The 18,503-nt window shown below is 59.7% G+C and carries 18 protein-coding genes, 2 other RNA genes and 1 pseudogene; 5 read left to right on the top strand and 16 right to left on the bottom strand.

The genetic code is table 11. From position 1 onward, the window contains the following. Positions 1–10 precede the first annotated feature (10 nt). Genes PD885_RS07940 through PD885_RS07925 form a run of 4 tightly spaced genes read right to left on the bottom strand, consistent with a single transcriptional unit; the run spans position 11 to position 2,489 of the window. Positions 11–523, bottom strand: coding sequence for a pilus assembly PilX family protein (locus tag PD885_RS07940; protein WP_002810171.1), 513 nt, complete (start codon positions 521–523; stop codon positions 11–13). Next, on the bottom strand, positions 520–1,533 hold the full coding sequence (locus PD885_RS07935; protein ID WP_231892727.1) for a PilW family protein: 1,014 nt from the start codon (positions 1,531–1,533) through the stop codon (positions 520–522). The genes PD885_RS07940 and PD885_RS07935 overlap by 4 nt, the downstream gene beginning before the upstream one ends. After that, positions 1,530–1,961 (bottom strand): type IV pilus modification protein PilV, encoded by a 432-nt coding sequence (gene pilV, locus PD885_RS07930; protein ID WP_082244292.1) that lies wholly within the window; start codon positions 1,959–1,961, stop codon positions 1,530–1,532. Before pilV ends, PD885_RS07935 begins: the two co-directional genes overlap by 4 nt. A gap of 12 nt (positions 1,962–1,973) precedes the next feature. Further along, positions 1,974–2,489 (bottom strand): GspH/FimT family pseudopilin, encoded by a 516-nt coding sequence (locus PD885_RS07925; protein WP_052032153.1) that lies wholly within the window; start codon positions 2,487–2,489, stop codon positions 1,974–1,976. 239 nt (positions 2,490–2,728) lie between these two features. Here PD885_RS07925 and PD885_RS07920 point away from each other — a divergent pair, with 239 nt between their 5' ends. Then, positions 2,729–3,760, top strand: coding sequence for a sensor histidine kinase (locus PD885_RS07920; protein WP_088056773.1), 1,032 nt, complete (start codon positions 2,729–2,731; stop codon positions 3,758–3,760). A 4-nt stretch (positions 3,761–3,764) separates the two neighbouring features. Here the strand turns inward: PD885_RS07920 and PD885_RS07915 are convergent. From PD885_RS07915 to grxD, 6 genes are all read right to left on the bottom strand, one after another. Continuing rightward, positions 3,765–3,840, bottom strand: a non-coding RNA gene (locus PD885_RS07915) — sX9 sRNA. Between the two features lie 77 nt (positions 3,841–3,917). Beyond that, positions 3,918–5,303: a nucleotide 5'-monophosphate nucleosidase PpnN gene (gene ppnN / locus PD885_RS07910; protein WP_002810178.1), complete on the bottom strand. Its 1,386-nt coding sequence runs from the start codon at positions 5,301–5,303 to the stop codon at positions 3,918–3,920. 105 nt (positions 5,304–5,408) lie between these two features. Beyond that, the gene (locus tag PD885_RS07905; RefSeq protein WP_002810179.1) at positions 5,409–8,636 is read right to left on the bottom strand and encodes a TonB-dependent receptor; all 3,228 of its coding nucleotides are present in this window, start codon (positions 8,634–8,636) and stop codon (positions 5,409–5,411) included. A 397-nt stretch (positions 8,637–9,033) separates the two neighbouring features. Then, a complete protein-coding gene (locus PD885_RS07900) occupies positions 9,034–9,633 on the bottom strand; it encodes a YhgN family NAAT transporter (protein ID WP_002810180.1) in 600 nt (199 codons plus the stop codon). Continuing rightward, positions 9,630–10,373 carry an SDR family NAD(P)-dependent oxidoreductase gene (locus tag PD885_RS07895; protein WP_002810181.1) on the bottom strand — a complete coding sequence of 248 codons (744 nt, stop codon included), beginning with the start codon at positions 10,371–10,373 and terminating at the stop codon, positions 9,630–9,632. The genes PD885_RS07900 and PD885_RS07895 overlap by 4 nt, the downstream gene beginning before the upstream one ends. Beyond that, complete coding sequence (grxD, locus tag PD885_RS07890; RefSeq protein ID WP_002810182.1) at positions 10,370–10,690, bottom strand: Grx4 family monothiol glutaredoxin; 321 nt, start codon at positions 10,688–10,690, stop codon at positions 10,370–10,372. The genes PD885_RS07895 and grxD overlap by 4 nt, the downstream gene beginning before the upstream one ends. Positions 10,691–10,811: 121 nt before the next feature. Between grxD and PD885_RS07885 the strand changes: the two genes are divergently transcribed. Continuing rightward, entirely contained in the window at positions 10,812–11,390 is a 579-nt protein-coding gene (locus PD885_RS07885) for a superoxide dismutase (protein WP_002810184.1), read from the top strand. A 141-nt stretch (positions 11,391–11,531) separates the two neighbouring features. Here the strand turns inward: PD885_RS07885 and PD885_RS07880 are convergent, their stop codons facing one another. Further along, positions 11,532–12,677: a 5-(carboxyamino)imidazole ribonucleotide synthase gene (locus PD885_RS07880; protein WP_088056771.1), complete on the bottom strand. Its 1,146-nt coding sequence runs from the start codon at positions 12,675–12,677 to the stop codon at positions 11,532–11,534. Continuing rightward, positions 12,674–13,177 carry a 5-(carboxyamino)imidazole ribonucleotide mutase gene (purE, locus tag PD885_RS07875; RefSeq protein WP_002810187.1) on the bottom strand — a complete coding sequence of 168 codons (504 nt, stop codon included), beginning with the start codon at positions 13,175–13,177 and terminating at the stop codon, positions 12,674–12,676. The genes PD885_RS07880 and purE overlap by 4 nt, the downstream gene beginning before the upstream one ends. A gap of 58 nt (positions 13,178–13,235) precedes the next feature. On the opposite strand from purE, the gene PD885_RS07870 reads away from it, so the two are divergent. The 3 genes and pseudogenes from PD885_RS07870 to PD885_RS20600 form a co-directional block, all read left to right on the top strand. After that, complete coding sequence (locus PD885_RS07870) at positions 13,236–13,505, top strand: Trm112 family protein (protein ID WP_002810189.1); 270 nt, start codon at positions 13,236–13,238, stop codon at positions 13,503–13,505. After that, positions 13,502–14,389: a carboxylating nicotinate-nucleotide diphosphorylase gene (gene nadC, locus PD885_RS07865; protein ID WP_040762776.1), complete on the top strand. Its 888-nt coding sequence runs from the start codon at positions 13,502–13,504 to the stop codon at positions 14,387–14,389. The genes PD885_RS07870 and nadC overlap by 4 nt, the downstream gene beginning before the upstream one ends. 109 nt (positions 14,390–14,498) lie before the next feature. After that, a pseudogene (locus PD885_RS20600) lies at positions 14,499–14,609 on the top strand (IS5-like element ISCARN85 family transposase); the annotation flags it as partial. Positions 14,610–14,611: 2 nt separating this feature from the next. On the opposite strand, the gene PD885_RS07860 reads toward PD885_RS20600, so the two are convergent. The 4 genes from PD885_RS07860 to rpsO form a co-directional block, all read right to left on the bottom strand. After that, positions 14,612–14,685, bottom strand: a non-coding RNA gene (locus PD885_RS07860) — sX9 sRNA. 58 nt (positions 14,686–14,743) lie between these two features. Beyond that, a protein-coding gene (locus tag PD885_RS07855; RefSeq protein ID WP_088056769.1) for an IS5 family transposase occupies positions 14,744–15,548 on the bottom strand; the annotation gives its coding sequence in 2 pieces (ribosomal slippage) (positions 14,744–15,218 and positions 15,217–15,548; 807 coding nt in all). Positions 15,549–15,824: 276 nt separating this feature from the next. Next, complete coding sequence (gene pnp, locus PD885_RS07850; RefSeq protein WP_002810193.1) at positions 15,825–17,939, bottom strand: polyribonucleotide nucleotidyltransferase; 2,115 nt, start codon at positions 17,937–17,939, stop codon at positions 15,825–15,827. A gap of 169 nt (positions 17,940–18,108) precedes the next feature. Continuing rightward, positions 18,109–18,369, bottom strand: a complete 261-nt coding sequence (gene rpsO, locus PD885_RS07845) for a 30S ribosomal protein S15 (protein WP_002810194.1) — start codon at positions 18,367–18,369, stop codon at positions 18,109–18,111. Between the last annotated feature and the right edge of the window lie 134 nt (positions 18,370–18,503).

Genomic DNA, 18,503 nt, shown 5'->3' with positions numbered 1-18,503 from the left:
GGCTAAAGCCCTACTGCTTAATGTAGTTGGTCTGCAGAAGCACTTGGGCACGCCCAGCTCCTTCGCTGACGGCGGTAATGCGATACCTTGGTGCCAAGCACAATGCCGGTATTGGCGAAATGCGGTCGCATGCAAGCCAAGTAGGTGCATCGCCCATATACTCTATTATGTACTGCGGTGAGGCTGTTGAGGTCACCGTCAGTGTGGCAGTACGCCAGCCGGCTCTATCCGCCACAAGCCAGCGATCAGCGGTTGTAGAAACCGGCGTTGAACAAATCCCATCTGTGCATCCATTATTGGGCACACTTAGCGTTTTTGTGGCCTTGATACGTTCTTCGGCTTCGCGCAACGCACCTTCCGCAGCTTGGAAGCTTCGGCCGCGATCAACCAAGTTGGATGCCATTCGTTCTTCAAGAACTGTACTACGCAGTACCGCCAATCCCAATAATGTCATTACCAAAAGAAGCAATAAAACGACGATGAGCGAGACGCCGCGCTGGCGCGTATGGCCGATAGTCCTCATGCGTTGCGGTTCCGAAGTGCAATAACGTGATTCAGTGTACGACTAATGGTTTCGCCGCCAGCACCGACGCGAGTTGAATCGAGCATCTCCAAGCGAATGCTGATGGCGGTAACTTTCGACCAGTCGCTGACTGCACTGGCGTCCACATAAGACGTTTGACCTTTGATCAAATACCGCAACTGCATATTGTTGACCCCTTCCAGCACTTCGTCGTTGCGTTGTGCCAGACTTCCCCCCGAATAAATCATTTGCGACTGATATAAAGATCTTGTTCCGCGCGCATTAGTCCCAATGAACCAACGAGCAGCATGCAGATTCGCAATCACCGAACCCGCAGCAACGAATGCAAACTGCGAGCCAGCACAAACCGGCATGGCCAAGCCTGTAGAGCAGTTACCTGGAGAAACACCACTGACGGCGTGCACAACGTTTGAGCCAGCAACCGAACTGACCTGAAAAATCGCAGATTGTCGTGCGTTGCAGGCAACAACAACGTCGCCCGTACCAATTCCCGCGGCAGCAGCCGTCATATTTAGCGTCAGCGTTGCAGCAGAGGTGTTATCCGAAGCGATTGTCGCAACTTCATAGCCAGCCCCAAGAATCTGTAGCGCGTCGGTACCAGTGACGCGCGCGCCCACCGATGTGCCATTACTTGGCGAACCAGAAGAAAAAGCACCATCCACCCCCGTTATCCCAGAAGTCCAATTATCGATATTCGTGTACCAATTAGCAGCCTTGTTATTCACCACGTTTGCAATTGACACGTTATTTAGACATGGATTTCCAGATGCCTCGCGTACATCGCGCGCCATTAACTCAAATGCTATTCGCACGTTTTCTTGAACTCGGCCCAACCCCTCTGTCGCACTATAAGTGCGTCGATTTGAAATAAAAATACCAATAGCCGCACCGACAACCAGCAAACCCAGTACCAATGCAATCATCAGTTCAATCAATGTCACGCCATGCATGTTCGAGCGTCTGGCGTTCATTTGCACATTTATTTTCATAGCCTTGTCTTGATTGAAAACTGCTGGACAGCACTTCCATTTTTTGCCCTACTATCGTCCCATTTGACTATCGCTTCGCAGGTCGTAGCACTGCACGTTATGGTTCCGCATGCTGTTGAGTTAATTGAATCCTTTAACCCTTGCAACCAGCTACTGATATCATTGGAGACGAGGCTAGACCCAGCGAATGCACTACAGGATGCAGTGTTGTAGCCCCCAGATATCGCCACCTCCGAATTGGCACGCATTGCATCGAAGATGGTATATGCCTGTATTACAGCCTGACTCCGCTCCAGCGAGCTCTGACTATTGCGCAGAGCTGTTGCTTGCATTGCGGCGATACCGAGCATACCAACCCCCAAGACCACGACTGAGATCAGTACTTCGATCAAACCAATGCCTGCCATCGACTTACGTTTAAGTTCCATATTTTCCCCGCTTTACAGCGTAGTGGGTGTGTCGACCGGAGCTGCGCACGTAGCATCGCCGGTACTGCTACGCACCGAAGCACGGCTTCCGCTGACGATTACAACCATCCGGACATTTTGTGGAGGATTGGTTGTTACCAGACAGGAGCTAACAGCAGCAACGAGCAAGGCACCTGTCGCGCTGCGTGCAAGGCCATCTGCCCGAAACTCAATTGCGTTTCCGTTACTGACGATCGCAGGGCTGGCCTGCACAAGCATTGGCGCCTTCGCTGTGCCAACTCGCAGGACCTCGTTGGTTGCCTTGACCATTACGATCCACTGATTCCATGAACCGCTGCTGCAGCTGGACGCGTCGCTGCTGGGACACATGAGCACTGTCTGGTTGCGTCGCACAGCTTCGGACCTGGTCATTTGTAGCGATGCCAGCACCTCGTTTGCAGACGCAGTCAGCCGATTACTGTTGATCAACCCCGTGAAACTTGGAATAGCAATCGCGGCTACGATCGCTATCACGGCCACGGTGACCATCAATTCGATCAGACTGAAGCCATTGTACCGAGCGTGGCGCAGCACTTCTCCCAGATTACGTCGTGACGCACACATTGTGACTGCCTTCTCTATTCCCCAGACCAACGCTAGTGGCCGTCATCGAGTTACGCAACGGATGGCCGATGGACGGTACCGATGGGGGAATGAAAGGACGACACTCCGCCGTCCATGGAACCGGTGCATCATGTCCGCACGCCTTAACATGAGTCTTCGAGCGAATGTCTAGTCCGCCCACCCACGTGCAGCCTCTCGATACCTTGTGGCAAGCATCGGTCATTGTCTGGACCCTGCTAGCCGGGGAGGGAGTAGCGATCGTGCTCGCTCTGGCGCCCACGCTGGACGGCAATCGCTGGGTTTATTTCGGGCTTGCTTCATTGGCCGTGCAATGGGTCGCTCTATTGACGTTGGCATGCCTTTATGGGTTGCGACGTCGCTTGACGAATCTCAAGCCACTTCATATCGCCACACTCTCAATCGGCCTCATGCTGGCCTGCACCTGGGCGGTATGTGCCGCCTCTTGGGTAGCGTTGCACGAGGCATGGAATATGTCTTCGCGCGAGTGGATGTTGAGCGTCCTCCGCATTACAGGAACTGCCTTGACCGTGGGGACCTTGGGCTTGCTAGCCTTTCACAACCACTGGAGAGCGCGACAATTAGCTGTGCAGGCGAAACAGGCGCAGCTGGATGCGCTACGCGCACGCATCCGACCACATTTTCTTTTCAATACATTGAATACAGGAGCGGCTTTAGTCCATGTACATCCAGAGCAAGCAGAACGCCTTTTATTGGATCTCTCAGACCTGTTCCGCGCGGCGTTGGGCAGTTCGGATTACATCGACCTAAATCAAGAGCTGGGACTGACACGGCGGTATCTGGAAATCGAGCAGATGCGTCTGGGACGTCGGTTGACAATCGACTGGCAGGCGCCTTCTTCATTGCCGGCAATCCAGCTTCCAACCCTATCGATTCAGCCATTGGTAGAAAACGCAATCCGGCATGGAATCGAGCCTCGGGTTGATGGTGGCCGCCTTTCCATCAAAGTAGTTCTGGAAGAAAAAAGGATACTAGTAGAAATCGCCAACCCTCTCCCTCCGAGTCAAGAAAACGCACATCGCGGTCATCACCTTGGTCTGCGAGCCGTGCAGGCCAGGCTGGAAACCCAGGAAGCCGGCCGCGGACGCCTGACAACCCAACGGACCGATGAAACTTTCATCAGTACCTTGGAGTTGCCGATCATCGCCAAGCATTAAGAGTGGCCAACCACACGTAGCGAGCATTCGCCAGGTGGGTGCGGACGGCGCGGAGCAACCGCAATGTGCGAATGGTATATGCCGATTCCGAGCACCGGCCGCGCCCGCCTTGGCGGTGAGCGCAGTCGTTTTGATAGCCGCTCAAAGCGGCCTCCAGTCAGGTCACCACCCGATAACAAGGCCGGTAGTCTCCCGAAATCTTCATGCGGCGTTGTTCGACGAAGCCGCGCAGGAGTTCGTCCAAGGCCCGCATGATGTCCGGGTCGCCGTGGATCTCGAAGGGGCCGAGCTCTTCGATGCGGCGCATGCCGTCTTCCTTGACGTTGCCGGCGACAATGCCAGAGAACGCGCGGCGCAGGTCGGCGGCCAGGGCAGGTGCGGGGCGGCCATGGTGCAAGTCCAGCGCGGACATGGCCTCGTGGCTCGGTTCGAACGGCTGCTGGTATTCAAGCGGGATGTGCACCGACCAGTTGAAGTAGTACGAGTCCTTCTGATCTTTACGGTGCGCGCGCACTCCGTTGATGCCTTCAGCCATGCGACGCGCCACCGCGACCGGGTCGCCAACGATAATCTCGTAGCGCGATGCGACGGCTTCGCCCAGCGTCAGCCGGATGAAGCGATCGATCTGCTCGAAGTACGGCGCGGCGATGGTCGGGCCGGTGAGAATCAGCGGGAACGGCAGGTCGGCGTTTTCTTCGCGTAGCAGGATGCCGAGTAGGTAGAGGATTTCTTCCGCCGTGCCGACGCCACCTGGGAACACCAGGATGCCGTGCCCGATGCGGACGAAGGCCTCCAGGCGCTTTTCGATGTCCGGCATGATTACCAGGTGGTTGACGATCGGGTTGGGCGACTCGGCAGCGATGATGCCCGGCTCGGTGACGCCGATGTAGCGCGTATGGTGCTTGCGCTGTTTGGAATGGGCAATCGTGGCCCCCTTCATCGGCCCCTTCATCGCACCCGGGCCGCAGCCGGTGCAAATATCCAGGCCACGTAGACCGAGCTCGTAGCCCACCTGCTTGGTGTAAAGGTATTCGTCGCGCGAGATGGAATGACCACCCCAGCACACGACCAGATTAGGGTCGGACGGCTGCAGGATGCGCGCGTTGCGCAACTGACCGAACACCGCATTGGTAATGCCTTCACTAGTGTCGAGATCGGCGCGCTGCGCTTGAAGCTCGATCGCCATGTAGGCCAAGTCGCGAACGACGGCGAACAGCAGTTCGGCCACGCCACGGATGATGTCGCCATCAACGAACGCCATGGCCGGCGCATTGACCAGATCGATGCGGATGCCGCGGTCTTGCTGGTTTACCTGAATATCGAAATCCGGATACAGATCGCGCGCGGCGCGCGGGTCGTCCGAGGCGCTGCCACTAGTGAGCACCGCCAATGCGCAACGGCGCAACAGTTCGTGCATGCCGCCACCGGATGCATCGCGCAACCGGGCCACTTCCGCCTTGGACAATACGTCCAGACCACCACGTGGGTAGATCCGTGCATCCACCACCGGCAGCGCCCGTGCTGCCGTACTGCTGAGTTCCATAGTTTGCTCCTGTCTTGTCTGCAGGACTTTAGCGTACTCACCCGCACAAAAGAAAACGGCACGGAGAACCCAGCCGTTTTTGCAACATTCGACGCGCCAATGAGATTAGAACTGGTAGCGGAAGCCCAACTGCAGCGCCCAGCTGGAGATGCCCTTGTCGTCGTAGACGGTCGCGGCATCCGGCTGGTTGAAGCGATACACGTACTTGCCCGTCGCTGCGTCGATACCGCCGTACTCGGCCACACCTTTGAAGCCCGGGGACGCGTATTCGTCGACACGGCCCCACTTCTTGTTGAGAAGGTTGCCCACATTCATCACGTCAACCCATATCTGCGCCTTGTTGCCGTCGAAGAAGCCCGGAAGCTCCTGTTCCAGGTGTAGATCGAACTGGTTGACCCACGAATTGCGCACCGCGTTACGGCCCGCAACCTGGCCCTTGTGCGTAGAAAGGTACTGGTCGTTAGTGACGTAGTTCCAGAACGCATTTTCTTCGGCCGCATTGCGGAACAACACATCGCCGCGTACTGCCGGAATGTATAGCAGGTCGTTTGCGCGACCATCGCCATTGGCGTCGTTGTCGAAGGTATAGCTGTACGGGCGACCGCTGCGGCCCTGGTAGATTAGGCCAAGCTTGGTTGCGTAGTCGCTAACCAAGTTGTGCTTCCACTGCAATGTACCGAGGATGCTGTCCTTGATTTGGTATGCAGACGTCGCGTTGACTTCTTCGTTGGCTTGGAAAGTCGCCATGTTGAGCAGCTGCGAGCTCGATGTGGAGTTGGTCAGGCCACTAACTTCCTTCGCATTCGAATAGGTATACGCCAGGCTCGAAGACCAGCCGCTGTCGTTGAACGGCTTGCTCAGGCCAACAGTGAAGCTCTGCGTGCCACCTTGATCAGTCGAACGCGCGATAATGGCATCGTTGAAGTTAGGGTCGTCACGCAGCGCGCGGATATCCGTTCGGCTGTTTTCACATGACGAATCCAGCGCCACACCGGTTTCGCGAAGACATGCGTTACCGAGGGCGTTCCAGTTTTCCGGGTTAAGGCCGTTGGGATTCCAATAGATATTGCGTCCATCCTGGCCAACTGCAGTCGCGGCGCCCAGATTGAGCTGCTGGTAATAGATCGCTTCCTTGACCTTGGTAACTACACCTTCTATCGACGCGACGATGCCGTACCACGGCAACTCGGTATCGAATGCCAGATTTGCCTTCCACACCGCAGGCTGGCCAAGGTCTTTGTCGACGAAGTCGACCGACTGCGTTTGACCCAACACGCCGCGCGGCTGATTTTTGATATCCGGCGTGAAGCGGATGCCACTGTTGGACGCATTCGGGAAGTTATAATCGATGAACGCAAGGCCGGTATTGGAATACGGGTTGGACAACCACACCGAGGCAGCCGCACCCTGGAACAGGCCGACGCCACCACGCAACTGAGTCGGACGATCTGCGTCGAAGGTGTAGTTGAAACCGAAGCGCGGCTGCCACAGACCACTGCCATCGATCGTTTCATCGTTGCGCACGCCGAAGGCATTGAAGGCAGCTTGGTTGAATTGCGGCGAATTCTTCACCATCGGCTCGTCATAGCGCAGTCCGAAGTTCAAGGTCAGGTTGCTGTTGACAGCCCACGAATCCTGCAGGAACACGCCGACGTTGCGCATGCCCCACTTTGCAGCAATGTCGTCAATACCGGTGGCCGAGTACGAATAACGATATGCGTTCGGCAGATTGGCCTGATAATTGGCAATCGAATTGAACGTGTAGTTACCGAAGACGCGCGGTCCGTACAGGTTATAGATGTCGTTGTCTTCGTAATCGAAGCCGAACTTGACCGTGTGGTCATTCAAGAACAGCGTTCCAGCGAAGAACGCATTCCAGGTTTCGGTACGCAGCTCGTTGGCCTGCGTATTGGCCTCGGTGCCAAGGTTCAAGGTGTTGTTGCCGAAGCGCACGGCGATTGCCGGCAGCTGCGATGCGGCGGTACGTACGGCCGAGTAATCGCGGTAGGACACCTTGGCTTCGGTCGAGAACGTGTCGGTCCAGTCACTGAACAACTGGCCGGTGTAGGTCTCAAGTTCAAAGTCGCGCACGTAATGGTACGAGTTCAACGCCAGCGTATTGTTTCCGAACCCGTTGAGGTTGGCCGTGCTCTGCTCGGACTTGCCGTAGCGGAACGAACCACGATGCTTGTCGCTGATGTTCCAATCCAACTTGAAGCCCTTCTCTTCCAAATCGGAGTCCAGCGCTGGTAGCGTCAAGGTGCCGGGATCGAAACCATAGACGTCGCGCGAGATATCGATGACCTGATCGACTTGCGCCTGGGTGATGCCGACTTCATTGCTCGCACCAGAACCCACCGGGCCGTAACCGCTATTACCGGTAAATACACCCTTGCCCTTGTACTTTTCGTAATTGGCGAAGAAGAACAACTTGTCCTTGACGATCGGGCCACCCAGGGTCAAACCATAGGTCGCTTCGTTATCGAATAAGTGCGGGCGGATGTCGTTCTGGTTCTTGCCGGACCAATCGTTCTTGCGATAGGTGCCATAGACAGAGCCGTGGAATTCGTTGGTGCCCGACTTGGTGACCGCATTGATCACACCACCGGTACCACCACTGATAGTGACGTCATAGTTCGCCACATCCACCGAGATTTCGTCGATGACGTCCATCGAGAACGGCTGGCGCGGGGTCGGCAGGCTATTGGATTCCAGGCCGAAAGCGTCGTTGGTGCTGATGCCGTCGACGCGTATCGCGTTGTAGCGCGGGTTCTGGCCGGCGATGGAGATTTCGTTGCGCGCCTTGTCGGTCTGCGCGACACGCGGATCCAGACGCACGTAGTCCTGCAGGTTGCGGTTGATCGACGGCAGCGATTCGATTTCTTCGCGGGTCACGTTGGTGCCAGTGCCCATCTTGTTGGCGCTGAGGATGGCCGAGCCGTAGTTGCCGGCAATCGCCTGCACAATGCCCAGAGTGGCCAGGTCGCCGCCAAGGGCCGCATCGACCTGATTGACCTTATCCAGGTTCAGGTAGACGCCCTCGCGCGTGGTGTTGCCCGCGCCAGAAGCGGTGATGGTGATGGTGTACGGCCCACCCACACGCAAACCGCGCGCGTTGTAGCGTCCGCTGGCATCGGTGGTGACGCGACTGACGGTGCCCGATTCAACATGGATGATCGTCACGTCGGCATTCGGCACCGGCTGACCGCCGCGGCTAGTGACCACGCCAGCGACCCCGGCAGAGGTGCTCTGAGCGAACACGGGGGCGGCGGCAAGTGCGGCAACAAGGCCGAGAGTCAGCTTGGACATGCGCAGACAACTGGAATGGATCATTTCAGTAGCCTTGAGACAGGTTGGGCTGTGACAAAGAGGCGCAGTCAGCCCAACCGTTGCCGGGGGTGGGCTGCAGATGATCTGGGGTCCCTAGCCGCGCGGCCGGTTGCTGCCGCAACGGTTAACAACAGATTAACACGCTAAGGCCCGGTTGTGACGGAAACGTGACAACGTTCGCGCAGTGCAACCTGCACTTCGCATGTGCCGCCGTAAACGCCATGCTGCGCAAAGTCGCAGGCAAAAGAAGACATATGTCTCGGATCAGCAGGGACAGGATTGGGACCTGGAAGCAGGATCGTAAAGCACGCCCAAGCACCATCCGACTGACGCCGCGGGCCGCTGCCAACTCTCGGTTCCCACCTCTCGTGCACCAGACCGCCCTGCACCGAAAAACGACTTAAATCGACACCGGCAACTTGAAGTAGGTCCCCAAGCCATCCAAGAACATCTGCACCGAGATAGCCACCAGCAACATGCCCATCAGGCGCTCGATCGCGGTAAGTGCACGATGACCGAGCAGTTTGTACAGCAGCGGGGCCGACGCCAGGATCGTGGATGCAGCAATCCAGGCGATCATCAGTGCCAGGCTCCAATCCCATAGCCGGGTCGGTTCATTGCTGCCCATCAGCATCACCGCAGCCATGCCGGACGGGCCGGCCACCAGAGGGATCGCCAGCGGCACGATGAAGGGCTCGCCATCGGGGATCTCGCCCAATAGGCCTTCTGGGCGCGGGAAAATCATGCGGATGCCGATCAGGAACAGCACGATGCCGCCAGCGATCGCCACCGATTCCTGACGCAGATGCATCAACTCCAGCGCGTATTTGCCGCCCCACAGAAACCCCATCAACACGAACAATGCGATCAGCAACTCGCGCGCGAGCACGAAGCGTTGGCGACGCGGCGGCAGCGGCTTGAGCACGCTGAGAAACACCGGGATGTTGCCCAGCGGGTCGAGGATCAGGAACAGCAGCAAGGCTGCCGACATGATGGTCATGCGGAAGGACTCCAGATCGCACCGCGGTGCGCGGCACCCGCCATGGACAGCAAGGCGACGCAGGCCAACGCAGCGCGCGCGGGATCGACCGCGTCGCGGTCTTCGTGGTGCGTGAAGGCACGTGCGCGTAGCGCGGTACGCATCGGTCCGGGCTGCAGGCCGCTGATGCGCACCGTGCCGGCGACGGTTTCGTGATGCAGACTGGTGAGCAAGCCGTGCTGCGCATACTGAGCTGCGCCGTAGGCGCCCCAATACGCCTGCCCAACCCGCGCTGGATCATCCACGACGAAGACCACTGCCGCATCGTGTTGCTGGCGCAACAGCGGCAAACAGGCCTGGGTCAACCAAGCACGCGCGGTGAGATTCACATGGATGGTGCGCGCGAAGTCCGCAGGCGCTGCGAGCTCGGCCGGAGTCAGGCCGGCAAAGTCGGCCGCACAATGCAGCAGGCCATTCAACCTACCAAGCTCACACTGTAACCGCTGCACGAGCGCAGCATAATCGTCCGGGGTGGCGCCGGCCAGGTCCAGTGGGTAGAGCAACGGTTCCGGCCCCAGCTTGGCGACTGCATCATAAATACGCTCCAGCGGACGCAGCTTGCGGCCAAGCAACACCAAAGTCGCGCCGGCAGACGCGCACGCCCGTGCAGCAGCAGCGCCCAGGCCGCCGCCGGCGCCTGTGATCAATACCACTCGACCGGCCAGCGCAGCCGCGTCCGACTGGTCCTGCAACGCGCTCACGGCTGATAGGCCTCGCTGACGATACGCCTGAGCTCACCGGCCTCGAACAATTCCAGCGTGATGTCGCAACCGCCGATCAGCTCGCCATGAATGAATAACTGCGGAAAGGTCGGCCAGTTGGAATAACGCGGCAGATTCGCGCGCACCTCGGGTTCTTCCAGCACGTTGACGGTGCGCAGTTGGTCGGCACCTGCCGCGACCAATGCCTGCACCGCACGACTGGAAAATTCGCACATCGGGAACTGCGGGGTGCCTTTCATGAACAGCACGATCGGGTGGTGTTCGACTTCGGCCTGGATCCGTTCCATTTCCGGCATTGGACTCTCCTGACTGGGAGCGGCAAGCCCGACCGCCGAGTCGGATAGACTTCCGCAAAGGCGCGCATTGTAAGCCTTCAGCGCGACCTATCGCCGCACTCCCTTCGCTGCCCTTGCCATCATGCCGATCGAACATCTTGCACTGCCCTACTCCCGCGCCGCCCTTGAGCCGCATTTGTCGTCCGCGACATTGGAAGCGCATCACGGCGTCTACGACCGCAACGAGGTCGAACGGCTCAATGTGCGTATCGAAGGCACCGAGTTTGCCGAGCTGACGCTGGAAGAGATCATCGCGCGAGCGCAAGGCACGCTGTTCCATCTGGCCGCGCAGGTGTGGAACCATAATTTCTATTGGCAATGCCTGCGTCCACGCGGTGGAGGCGAGCCGCTTGGCCGGCTGGCCGACAGCATCGCCAAATCGTTCGGCGACTTCGTGCACTTCAAGCAGGAATTCAACCGCGTCGCCTTGGGCACCTTCGGCTCGGGTTGGGTGTGGCTGGTGCAGCGCCCGGACGGCACGCTAGCGGTCGTCGCCACACCGAACACGTCCACTCCGGTCACCGGGGCGGACACGCCGCTGCTCGCCTGCGACGTATGGGAGCATGCGTATTACCTGGATTACCAGCACGATCGCGCGCAGTACGTGGACGCGTTTTGGAAACTGATCAACTGGGATTTTGTGGCTAGCCGGTTGGGCTAACCACGCCGTTGTTGCAGCAAAGGAGAGATCGCTCATCTGCTGCAAGTAAGCATCGGAAAGCAGTCAAGCGCTGCGATAAGGCTTCATCAAGGACTAGCGCCTCGGCCATGTAGCCGCATCCGCGTTAATGCGTCTTGCGAATCACCCTTCGCTCAAGCGCGCGACCACCGGCTCAACCTGGGTGCCACGCAGCAACGCAGTGCCCGCATCGTTCAGTGCCTGTGCCAGCCTTTGCGAGGTGTCTGCGCGCAACGTTGCGTGGCCGACCTTGCGCCCGTCACGCGATTGCTTGCCGTAGTCGTGCCAATGTCCGCCCGGTACCGCCAGAAATGCGGCAGCTTCCGGCACAGCGCCCAGCCAATTGAGCATGCAGGCATGCCCACGCATCGCCGTGCTGCCGAGCGGCAAGCCGAGTACGGCACGCACGTGATTTTCGAACTGCGATGTCTCTGCGCCTTCGATAGTCCAATGTCCGGAGTTATGCACGCGCGGCGCCATTTCGTTGGCGAGCAATTGGCCTTCGCGCACAAACAGCTCAAGTGCGAAAACGCCCACATACTCCAGGCGCTCGGCAATCGCGCGCGCATGCGCCGCTGCGGCAGACTGCAGCCCGGCATCCCCAGTTGCCGGCGCGAGGCTGGCCGACAGCACGCCGTCCACATGCCAGTTTTCAGTCAACGGCCAGGCGCGGAACTCGCCATCGCGGCCGCGCACTGCCACCACGCTGACCTCGCGCTGGAATGGCACGAACGCCTCCACGATCAACCCGACCTTGGCCGCCTGCGCGCCGAGCGCGTCCCATGCCGCATCGGCATCGGCGAGCGTCTTGATGCGGAACTGACCCTTGCCGTCATAGCCGAAGCGACGCGTCTTGAGCACGCACGGCGTACCGATACGCGCCAGCGCCGCATCCAACCCGGCGCGGTCGTCGATGGCCGCAAACTCCGGCACCGGAATGCCGAGCTCGCGAAACAAGGTTTTTTCGCTGAGCCGGTCCTGTGCCACCGCCAATGCAGCGGGACTCGGAAAGACCGGCACCTGTGCGGCGAGCTGCTGCGCACTGGCAGCCGGCACGTTCTCGAAATCGAAGGTGAGCACATCCGCCTGTGCGGCGAATGCGTCAAGCGCAGCGGCATCGTCGAAGGCAGCGACCTGCAGCGGCGCCACCTGACCTGCACAGGCATCAACCGCCGGGTCGAATACCGCAAAACGCAAGCCCAACGGCGCGCCGGCCAACACCAACATGCGTGCCAATTGGCCACCGCCCAGAATACCGACGGTGGTCATTGCCGCGGGTCGTCGCTAGCCATGACATCGTCAGTCTGCTTGGCACGGAACTGTGCCAGTGCCTGGCCGATCTGCGCCTGTTCCGGTGCCACCATCGCTGCCGCGAACAACGCCGCATTTGCCGCACCAGCATTGCCGATCGCAAACGTAGCCACCGGAATCCCGGCTGGCATCTGCACGATCGATAGCAACGAATCCATGCCGTTGAGCGCCTTGGACTGCACCGGCACGCCGAGCACCGGCACCGCGGTCTTGGCGGCGAGCATGCCCGGCAGATGCGCCGCGCCGCCGGCACCGGCGATGATTGCGCGCAAGCCGCGTTCGCCAGCCTGCTCGGCATAGCTGAACAACACATCGGGCGTGCGGTGCGCCGAGACCACCTTGACTTCGTAAGGCACGCCCAGCGCATCCAGCTTCTGAGCTGTGTGTTGCATGGTCTCCCAATCCGAACGGGAGCCCATCACGATGCCGACCAGCGGCGCGGAGTGGTTGGAGGTCATGGCCCTGCCTTGCGGTAAAGACGTATTCTAGCCAACTTCCACGCAAGACAAGACTTCGATGGATCGCAAATTGCTCGACCTGCTGTGCTCGCCCGACACCCGCCAGCCGCTTTCGCTGCTCGACGGCAAAGGCCTGGAAGCACTCAACACCGCCATTGCCGGCGGAAACCTGCAGCGTGCCGATGGCACCTTGCAGGCACAGCCGCTGCGCGAGGCGCTGATCACCCGCGACCGCAAGCAGATCTTCCGCGTCGACGATGGCATTCCAGTGCTGCTGGCCGAAGAAGCCATCGGCACTGAGCAGATCGCCGACCTCCCCGAGAAGTGAGTCTTCCTGTGCGCACGACCGTGCCGGAGGCGCCACCGAGCGCGCTGGTTGACGCCGACGTGGCACGCGCACTGGCCGAGGACATCGGCACTGGCGATGTGACCGCAGCGCTGTTGCCCGATCAGGCCGACAGCGCGTACCTGCTGTGCAAGCAGAATGCGGTGATCGCAGGCCGCCCCTGGTTCGACGCGGCGCATCGTGCACTCGATGTGCAGGTGCGCATCGACTGGCACGTGCACGAAGGTCAGCACGTCAGCGCCGGCACTGTGTTGGCCCTGCTGCATGGGCGCAGCCGCAGTCTGGTCAGTGCCGAGCGCACCTCGCTCAACTTCATGCAGACGCTCTCGGCCACGGCCACTACTACGGCTGCGTACGTCGCTGCAGTTGCTGACACCAACACCCGCATCCTGGACACGCGCAAGACGCTGCCGGGCCTGCGCGCCGCACAGAAATACGCGGTGCGTTGCGGTGGTGGCGACAATCACCGCATCGGGCTGTTCGATACGGTGATGCTCAAGGAAAACCACATCCGCGCAGCCGGATCGCTGAGCGCAGCCGTGCATGCCGCACGCGCGCAGCAACCACAGTTGCCGCTGGTGGTCGAAGTGGAAACGCTGGAGCAACTGCGCGAGGCATTGCAGGTCGGCTGCACGCGCATCCTGATCGACGACTTCGATCAGGCGATGCGTCGCGAAGCAGTCCGTCTCGTTGCCGCTTTGCCGCACGACCAACGCATTCCGCTCGAAGTCTCTGGCAGCGTGGATCTGGCTGGCATTCGCGCAATTGCCGAAGACGGCGTGGACTGCATTTCCATCGGCGGGTTGACCAAACACGTGCAGGCGGTGGACCTGTCGCTCAAACTCGGCCCGCCGCCACCGCGCTGATTTCACGCGTGCGAACAGCAGCTCTGGCAGCCTGCTGTGATTGTTTGTGTGCGGGATCTGCGCTCACTGCAACACCACATTGGTCGTGGATCTGTCTGTTGCTGGCAGGAGGTTGTTCCGTTGCTTGAAAGGCGATCGCCGCATTTTCACTCCCTTTGAGAAGCTGGACGTCATGTTCCGTGGATTCCTCAACTTCGTACTCGCCGCTGATGGGCTTCGGTGTGTTAACAGGATCTAAAGCAGTCGCCAAGTGGGTGCGGACGGCGCGAAGGAATCGGCATGTACGCGTGGCACATGCCGATTCCGAGCACCGGCCGCGCTCAATTGGCGGTGAGTGCAGGAGGCTTAGAGCGGCTAACAAAACCCAGGAAGAAGCCGTAAGCAGATGATGGAGCAAGCAAGCGAGAGCAACGCCAAGTGGAGATCGATGCGGCGTTCAAAGCGGATGCGCAGTTTGCCCATGCCTGCGAACCAGGCATGGGTGCGCTCGACGCCCCAGCGATGACGGCCCAACCGGTGGTTGCGCGCGATCCCCTTGCGTGCGATCCGCGCAATGATGCCGCGCTGCTTGAGGAAGGCGCGACAGCGGTCGATGTCGTAAGCCTTGTCGGCGTGCAATTTGTCTGGCCAACGTCGCGGGCGCCCTGGTTTGCCACCAATTGGCGGCAAGGCGTCGATCAACTCCTCGAACACGACCGAGTCGTGCCGATTGGCGCCGGTGACGCACACCGCCAAGGGGATGCCGTTGCGATCGACGATCAGATGCCGTTTGCTGCCGAGTTTGCCGCGATCGGTCGGGTTCGGCCCGGTGTATGGGCCCCCGGGGGGAGGCTACGCTAGCGGCGTCCAGACCAGCTCGGCTCAGGTCCAGCGTCTGAGCGCGACATAGCTCGGCCAGCAACACCTGATGCAGACGATGCCACACACCGGCGGCCTGCCAATCACGCAACCGACGCCAGCAGGTCATGCCGCTGCCGTAGCCCAGCTCCATAGGCAGGTCTTCCCACGGCACGCCCGTGCGCAGGACATAGACGATGCCGTTGAGGGCTTGCTGATCACTGATACGCGGCCGTCCACCTTTGGGCGAACGCTTCACTTGCGGAATCAGCGGCTCGATGCGCTTCCACAGCGCAATGGGGATCTCTTTGCGACGTGTCATGTCCGCAATTTTGCCACCGGCGAGACAAGATTCAAGGGGTTTTGTTAGACGTTCTTAATAGAAACTCTTAACCAGAGAATCAGTTGGGAATTCATTTACGGGCGGTCGAGAATGCGCGGCTTTGATCGTACCCTTCAACCCGCGCTGTGCGCACCCTTATCCCCATAAAGGGGACAATGTCCCGAAGAAAGAAGGAATAAAGCACGACTGATTACCAGCCGACAACAAAAAAGCGGGCCGCAGCCCGCTTTTTCGTAACGCATCAAACAGCAGCGCTTACTCGGCCGAAGCCGGCACGCCCTCGCCTTCTTCCACTGCCTTGATCGACAGACGGATGCGGCCCTGCTTGTCCACTTCCAGTACCTTGACGCGGACCAGATCGCCTTCCTTCAGCTTGTCGCCAACCTTCTCCACGCGCTCGCTGGAAATCTGCGAGACGTGCACCAGACCGTCCTTGCCCGGCAGGATCGTGACGAACGCGCCGAAGTCCATGATCTTGGCGACTTTGCCTTCGTAGATGCGGCCCGGCTCCACGTCCGAGGTGATCTGCTCGATGCGCGACTTCGCAGCTTGTGCGGCGATGGCATTGACCGAGGCGATGATGATCGTACCGTCGTCCTGGATGTCGATCTGCGTGCCGGTTTCCTTGGTGATCGCCTGGATGGTCGAGCCACCCTTGCCGATCACTTCGCGGATCTTGTCCGGGTGGATCTTGATGGTCAGCAGACGCGGCGCGTAATCGCTCAGCTCCAGACGCGGCGTGGTCAGGGCATGCGCCATCTCGCCGAGGATGTGCAGACGGCCCGCCTTGGCCTGCTGCAATGCCTGCTTCATGATCTCTTCGGTGATGCCCTCGATCTTTATGTCCATCTGCAGCGCGGACACGCCTTCGGCAGTACCGGCCACCTTGAAGTCCATGTCGCCCAGGTGATCTTCGTCACCCAGGATGTCGGACAGCACCACGAAGCGATCATCTTCCTTCACCAGGCCCATGGCGATACCTGCCACCGGCGCCTTGATCGGCACACCGGCGTCCATCAGCGCCAGCGAGCTGCCGCAGACCGATGCCATCGAGGAAGAACCATTGGACTCGGTGATCTCCGAGACCACGCGAATGGTGTACGGGAATTCTTCCAGGCTCGGCATCACGGCTAGCACGCCGCGCTTGGCCAGACGGCCATGGCCGATTTCACGACGCTTCGGTGCACCGAAACGACCACACTCGCCTACCGAGTACGGAGGGAAGTTGTAATGGAACAGGAAATTTTCCTTGTACTCGCCGCTGACCGCGTCGATCACTTGGCCGTCGCGGGCGGTGCCCAGCGTGGTAACCACAATAGCCTGCGTTTCGCCGCGGGTGAACAGTGCCGAGCCATGGGTACGTGGCAACACGCCGGCCTGCACATCGATCGGACGCACGGTATCTAGTGCACGGCCATCGATACGCACCTTGGTCTCTAGGACCGAGTCGCGCATGGTGTGATATTCCAGCTCGCCAAATTCCTTCGACAACTCAGCAGCGCTCCAGCCTTCGGAGGCAACACGGCCGGCCAGCGAGTCCAGCACGTCTTTCTTGATCGCGGAGATCGCGTCGCGACGCTGCAACTTGTCGCGCACCTGGAAAGCATCTGCCAGCTGTGTGCCGACGGCTTCTTTGAGCGCGTTGATCAGCGCGGTGTTCTTGACAGGCGCAACCCAGCTGCTGGGCTTGGTGCCGGCTTCGACGGTCAGCTCGTTGATCGCGTTGATGACTTTCTGCAGTTCGCGATGGCCGAAGGTGACCGCGCCCAGCATCACTTCTTCGGACAGCAGCGCCGCTTCCGACTCCACCATCAGCACGGCGTTCGCGGTGCCGGCAACCACCAGCTCCAGCTGCGAATCCTTCAGCTCGGCGATGGTCGGGTTGAGGATGTACTCACCGTTCTTGTAGCCTACCTTGGCGGCACCGATCGGGCCGTTGAAGGGCGTACCGGCCAACGACAGCGCAGCCGATGCACCGATCAGCGCGGCGATATCGCCGTCGATGTCGGGGTTCATCGACATCACGGTCGCGATAATCTGTACTTCGTTCTTATAGTCCTCCGGGAACAGCGGACGGATCGGACGATCGATCAGGCGAGAGATCAGCGTTTCCTTCTCGGTCGCACGTCCTTCGCGCTTGAAGAAGCCGCCTGGGATGCGGCCGCCGGCATAGAACTTCTCCTGATAATCAACGGTCAGTGGGAAGAAGTCCTGACCTTCGCGCGCGGTCTTTGCGGCGACGGCGGTGACCAGCAGTACGGTGTCATCCATCTTGACGATGACCGCGCCGCTCGCCTGGCGAGCGACTTCGCCGGTCTCGAGGGTGACGGTGTGCTTGCCGTACTGGAAGGTTTTGGTGATTTTTGCCACGGAGGTTTTTCCCTTAGGTGTTGCTGTCTTCAAATGGACCGTCGTCGACCCATGCCGAGAACGGGCGGCCGGGATGCTCCGGGCCATTAACTACATGGTGCAAATGACGTAGTGCGACTGACCAAAACAAAACCGCGGCGCATCGCTGCGCCGCGGCGGTAGGACTCGATTAGCGGCGCAGGCCGAGCTTCTCGATCAAGGACTTATAACGCTCGTTGTCCTTCTTCTTCAGGTAGTCGAGCAGGCTGCGACGACGGTTGACCATCTGCAGCAGACCACGACGGCTGTGGTGATCCTTCTTATGGGTCTTGAAGTGACCGGTCAGCAGTTCGATGCGCGCTGTCAGCAGAGCGACCTGCACTTCCGGCGAACCGGTGTCCTGGGCGCTGCGCTTGTTGTTCTCAATAACTTTCTGGGTGTCGACAGACATTGTGTTTTCTCAAGAGATGCGTAGTGGACAGGAACGTGCGTGACGCACCGTCGGACTCGCCGTTTGCTAGGGATGAGCGCGCTTGGCGCTGAATGTGCCACGATCAGGGCCGCAAAATTGTAACGTCGCGCGGC

It is taken from the genome of Xanthomonas fragariae (assembly GCF_900183975.1).
Classification (GTDB): Bacteria; Pseudomonadota; Gammaproteobacteria; order Xanthomonadales; family Xanthomonadaceae; genus Xanthomonas; species Xanthomonas fragariae.
The sequence above is the reverse complement of the archived record's forward strand: the minus strand, read 5'-3'. Positions and strand labels throughout refer to the sequence as shown.

Bases quoted from the DNA above. Each gene is read 5' to 3' on its own strand.
- purE (WP_002810187.1), bottom strand. From the start codon at position 13,177: ATGACCTCCAACCACTCCGCGCCGCTGGTCGGCATCGTGATGGGCTCC.
- ppnN (WP_002810178.1), bottom strand. From the start codon at position 5,303: ATGGAACTCAGCAGTACGGCAGCACGGGCGCTGCCGGTGGTGGATGCA.
- PD885_RS07940 (WP_002810171.1), bottom strand. From the start codon at position 523: ATGAGGACTATCGGCCATACGCGCCAGCGCGGCGTCTCGCTCATCGTC.
- PD885_RS07905 (WP_002810179.1), bottom strand. From the start codon at position 8,636: ATGATCCATTCCAGTTGTCTGCGCATGTCCAAGCTGACTCTCGGCCTT.
- pilV (WP_082244292.1), bottom strand. From the start codon at position 1,961: ATGGAACTTAAACGTAAGTCGATGGCAGGCATTGGTTTGATCGAAGTA.
- grxD (WP_002810182.1), bottom strand. From the start codon at position 10,690: ATGCCGGAAATGGAACGGATCCAGGCCGAAGTCGAACACCACCCGATC.
- PD885_RS07885 (WP_002810184.1), top strand. From the start codon at position 10,812: ATGCCGATCGAACATCTTGCACTGCCCTACTCCCGCGCCGCCCTTGAG.
- PD885_RS07920 (WP_088056773.1), top strand. From the start codon at position 2,729: ATGTCTAGTCCGCCCACCCACGTGCAGCCTCTCGATACCTTGTGGCAA.
- PD885_RS07900 (WP_002810180.1), bottom strand. From the start codon at position 9,633: ATGACCATCATGTCGGCAGCCTTGCTGCTGTTCCTGATCCTCGACCCG.
- PD885_RS07880 (WP_088056771.1), bottom strand. From the start codon at position 12,677: ATGACCACCGTCGGTATTCTGGGCGGTGGCCAATTGGCACGCATGTTG.
- PD885_RS07935 (WP_231892727.1), bottom strand. From the start codon at position 1,533: ATGAAAATAAATGTGCAAATGAACGCCAGACGCTCGAACATGCATGGC.
- PD885_RS07870 (WP_002810189.1), top strand. From the start codon at position 13,236: ATGGATCGCAAATTGCTCGACCTGCTGTGCTCGCCCGACACCCGCCAG.
- rpsO (WP_002810194.1), bottom strand. From the start codon at position 18,369: ATGTCTGTCGACACCCAGAAAGTTATTGAGAACAACAAGCGCAGCGCC.
- PD885_RS07925 (WP_052032153.1), bottom strand. From the start codon at position 2,489: ATGGTCACCGTGGCCGTGATAGCGATCGTAGCCGCGATTGCTATTCCA.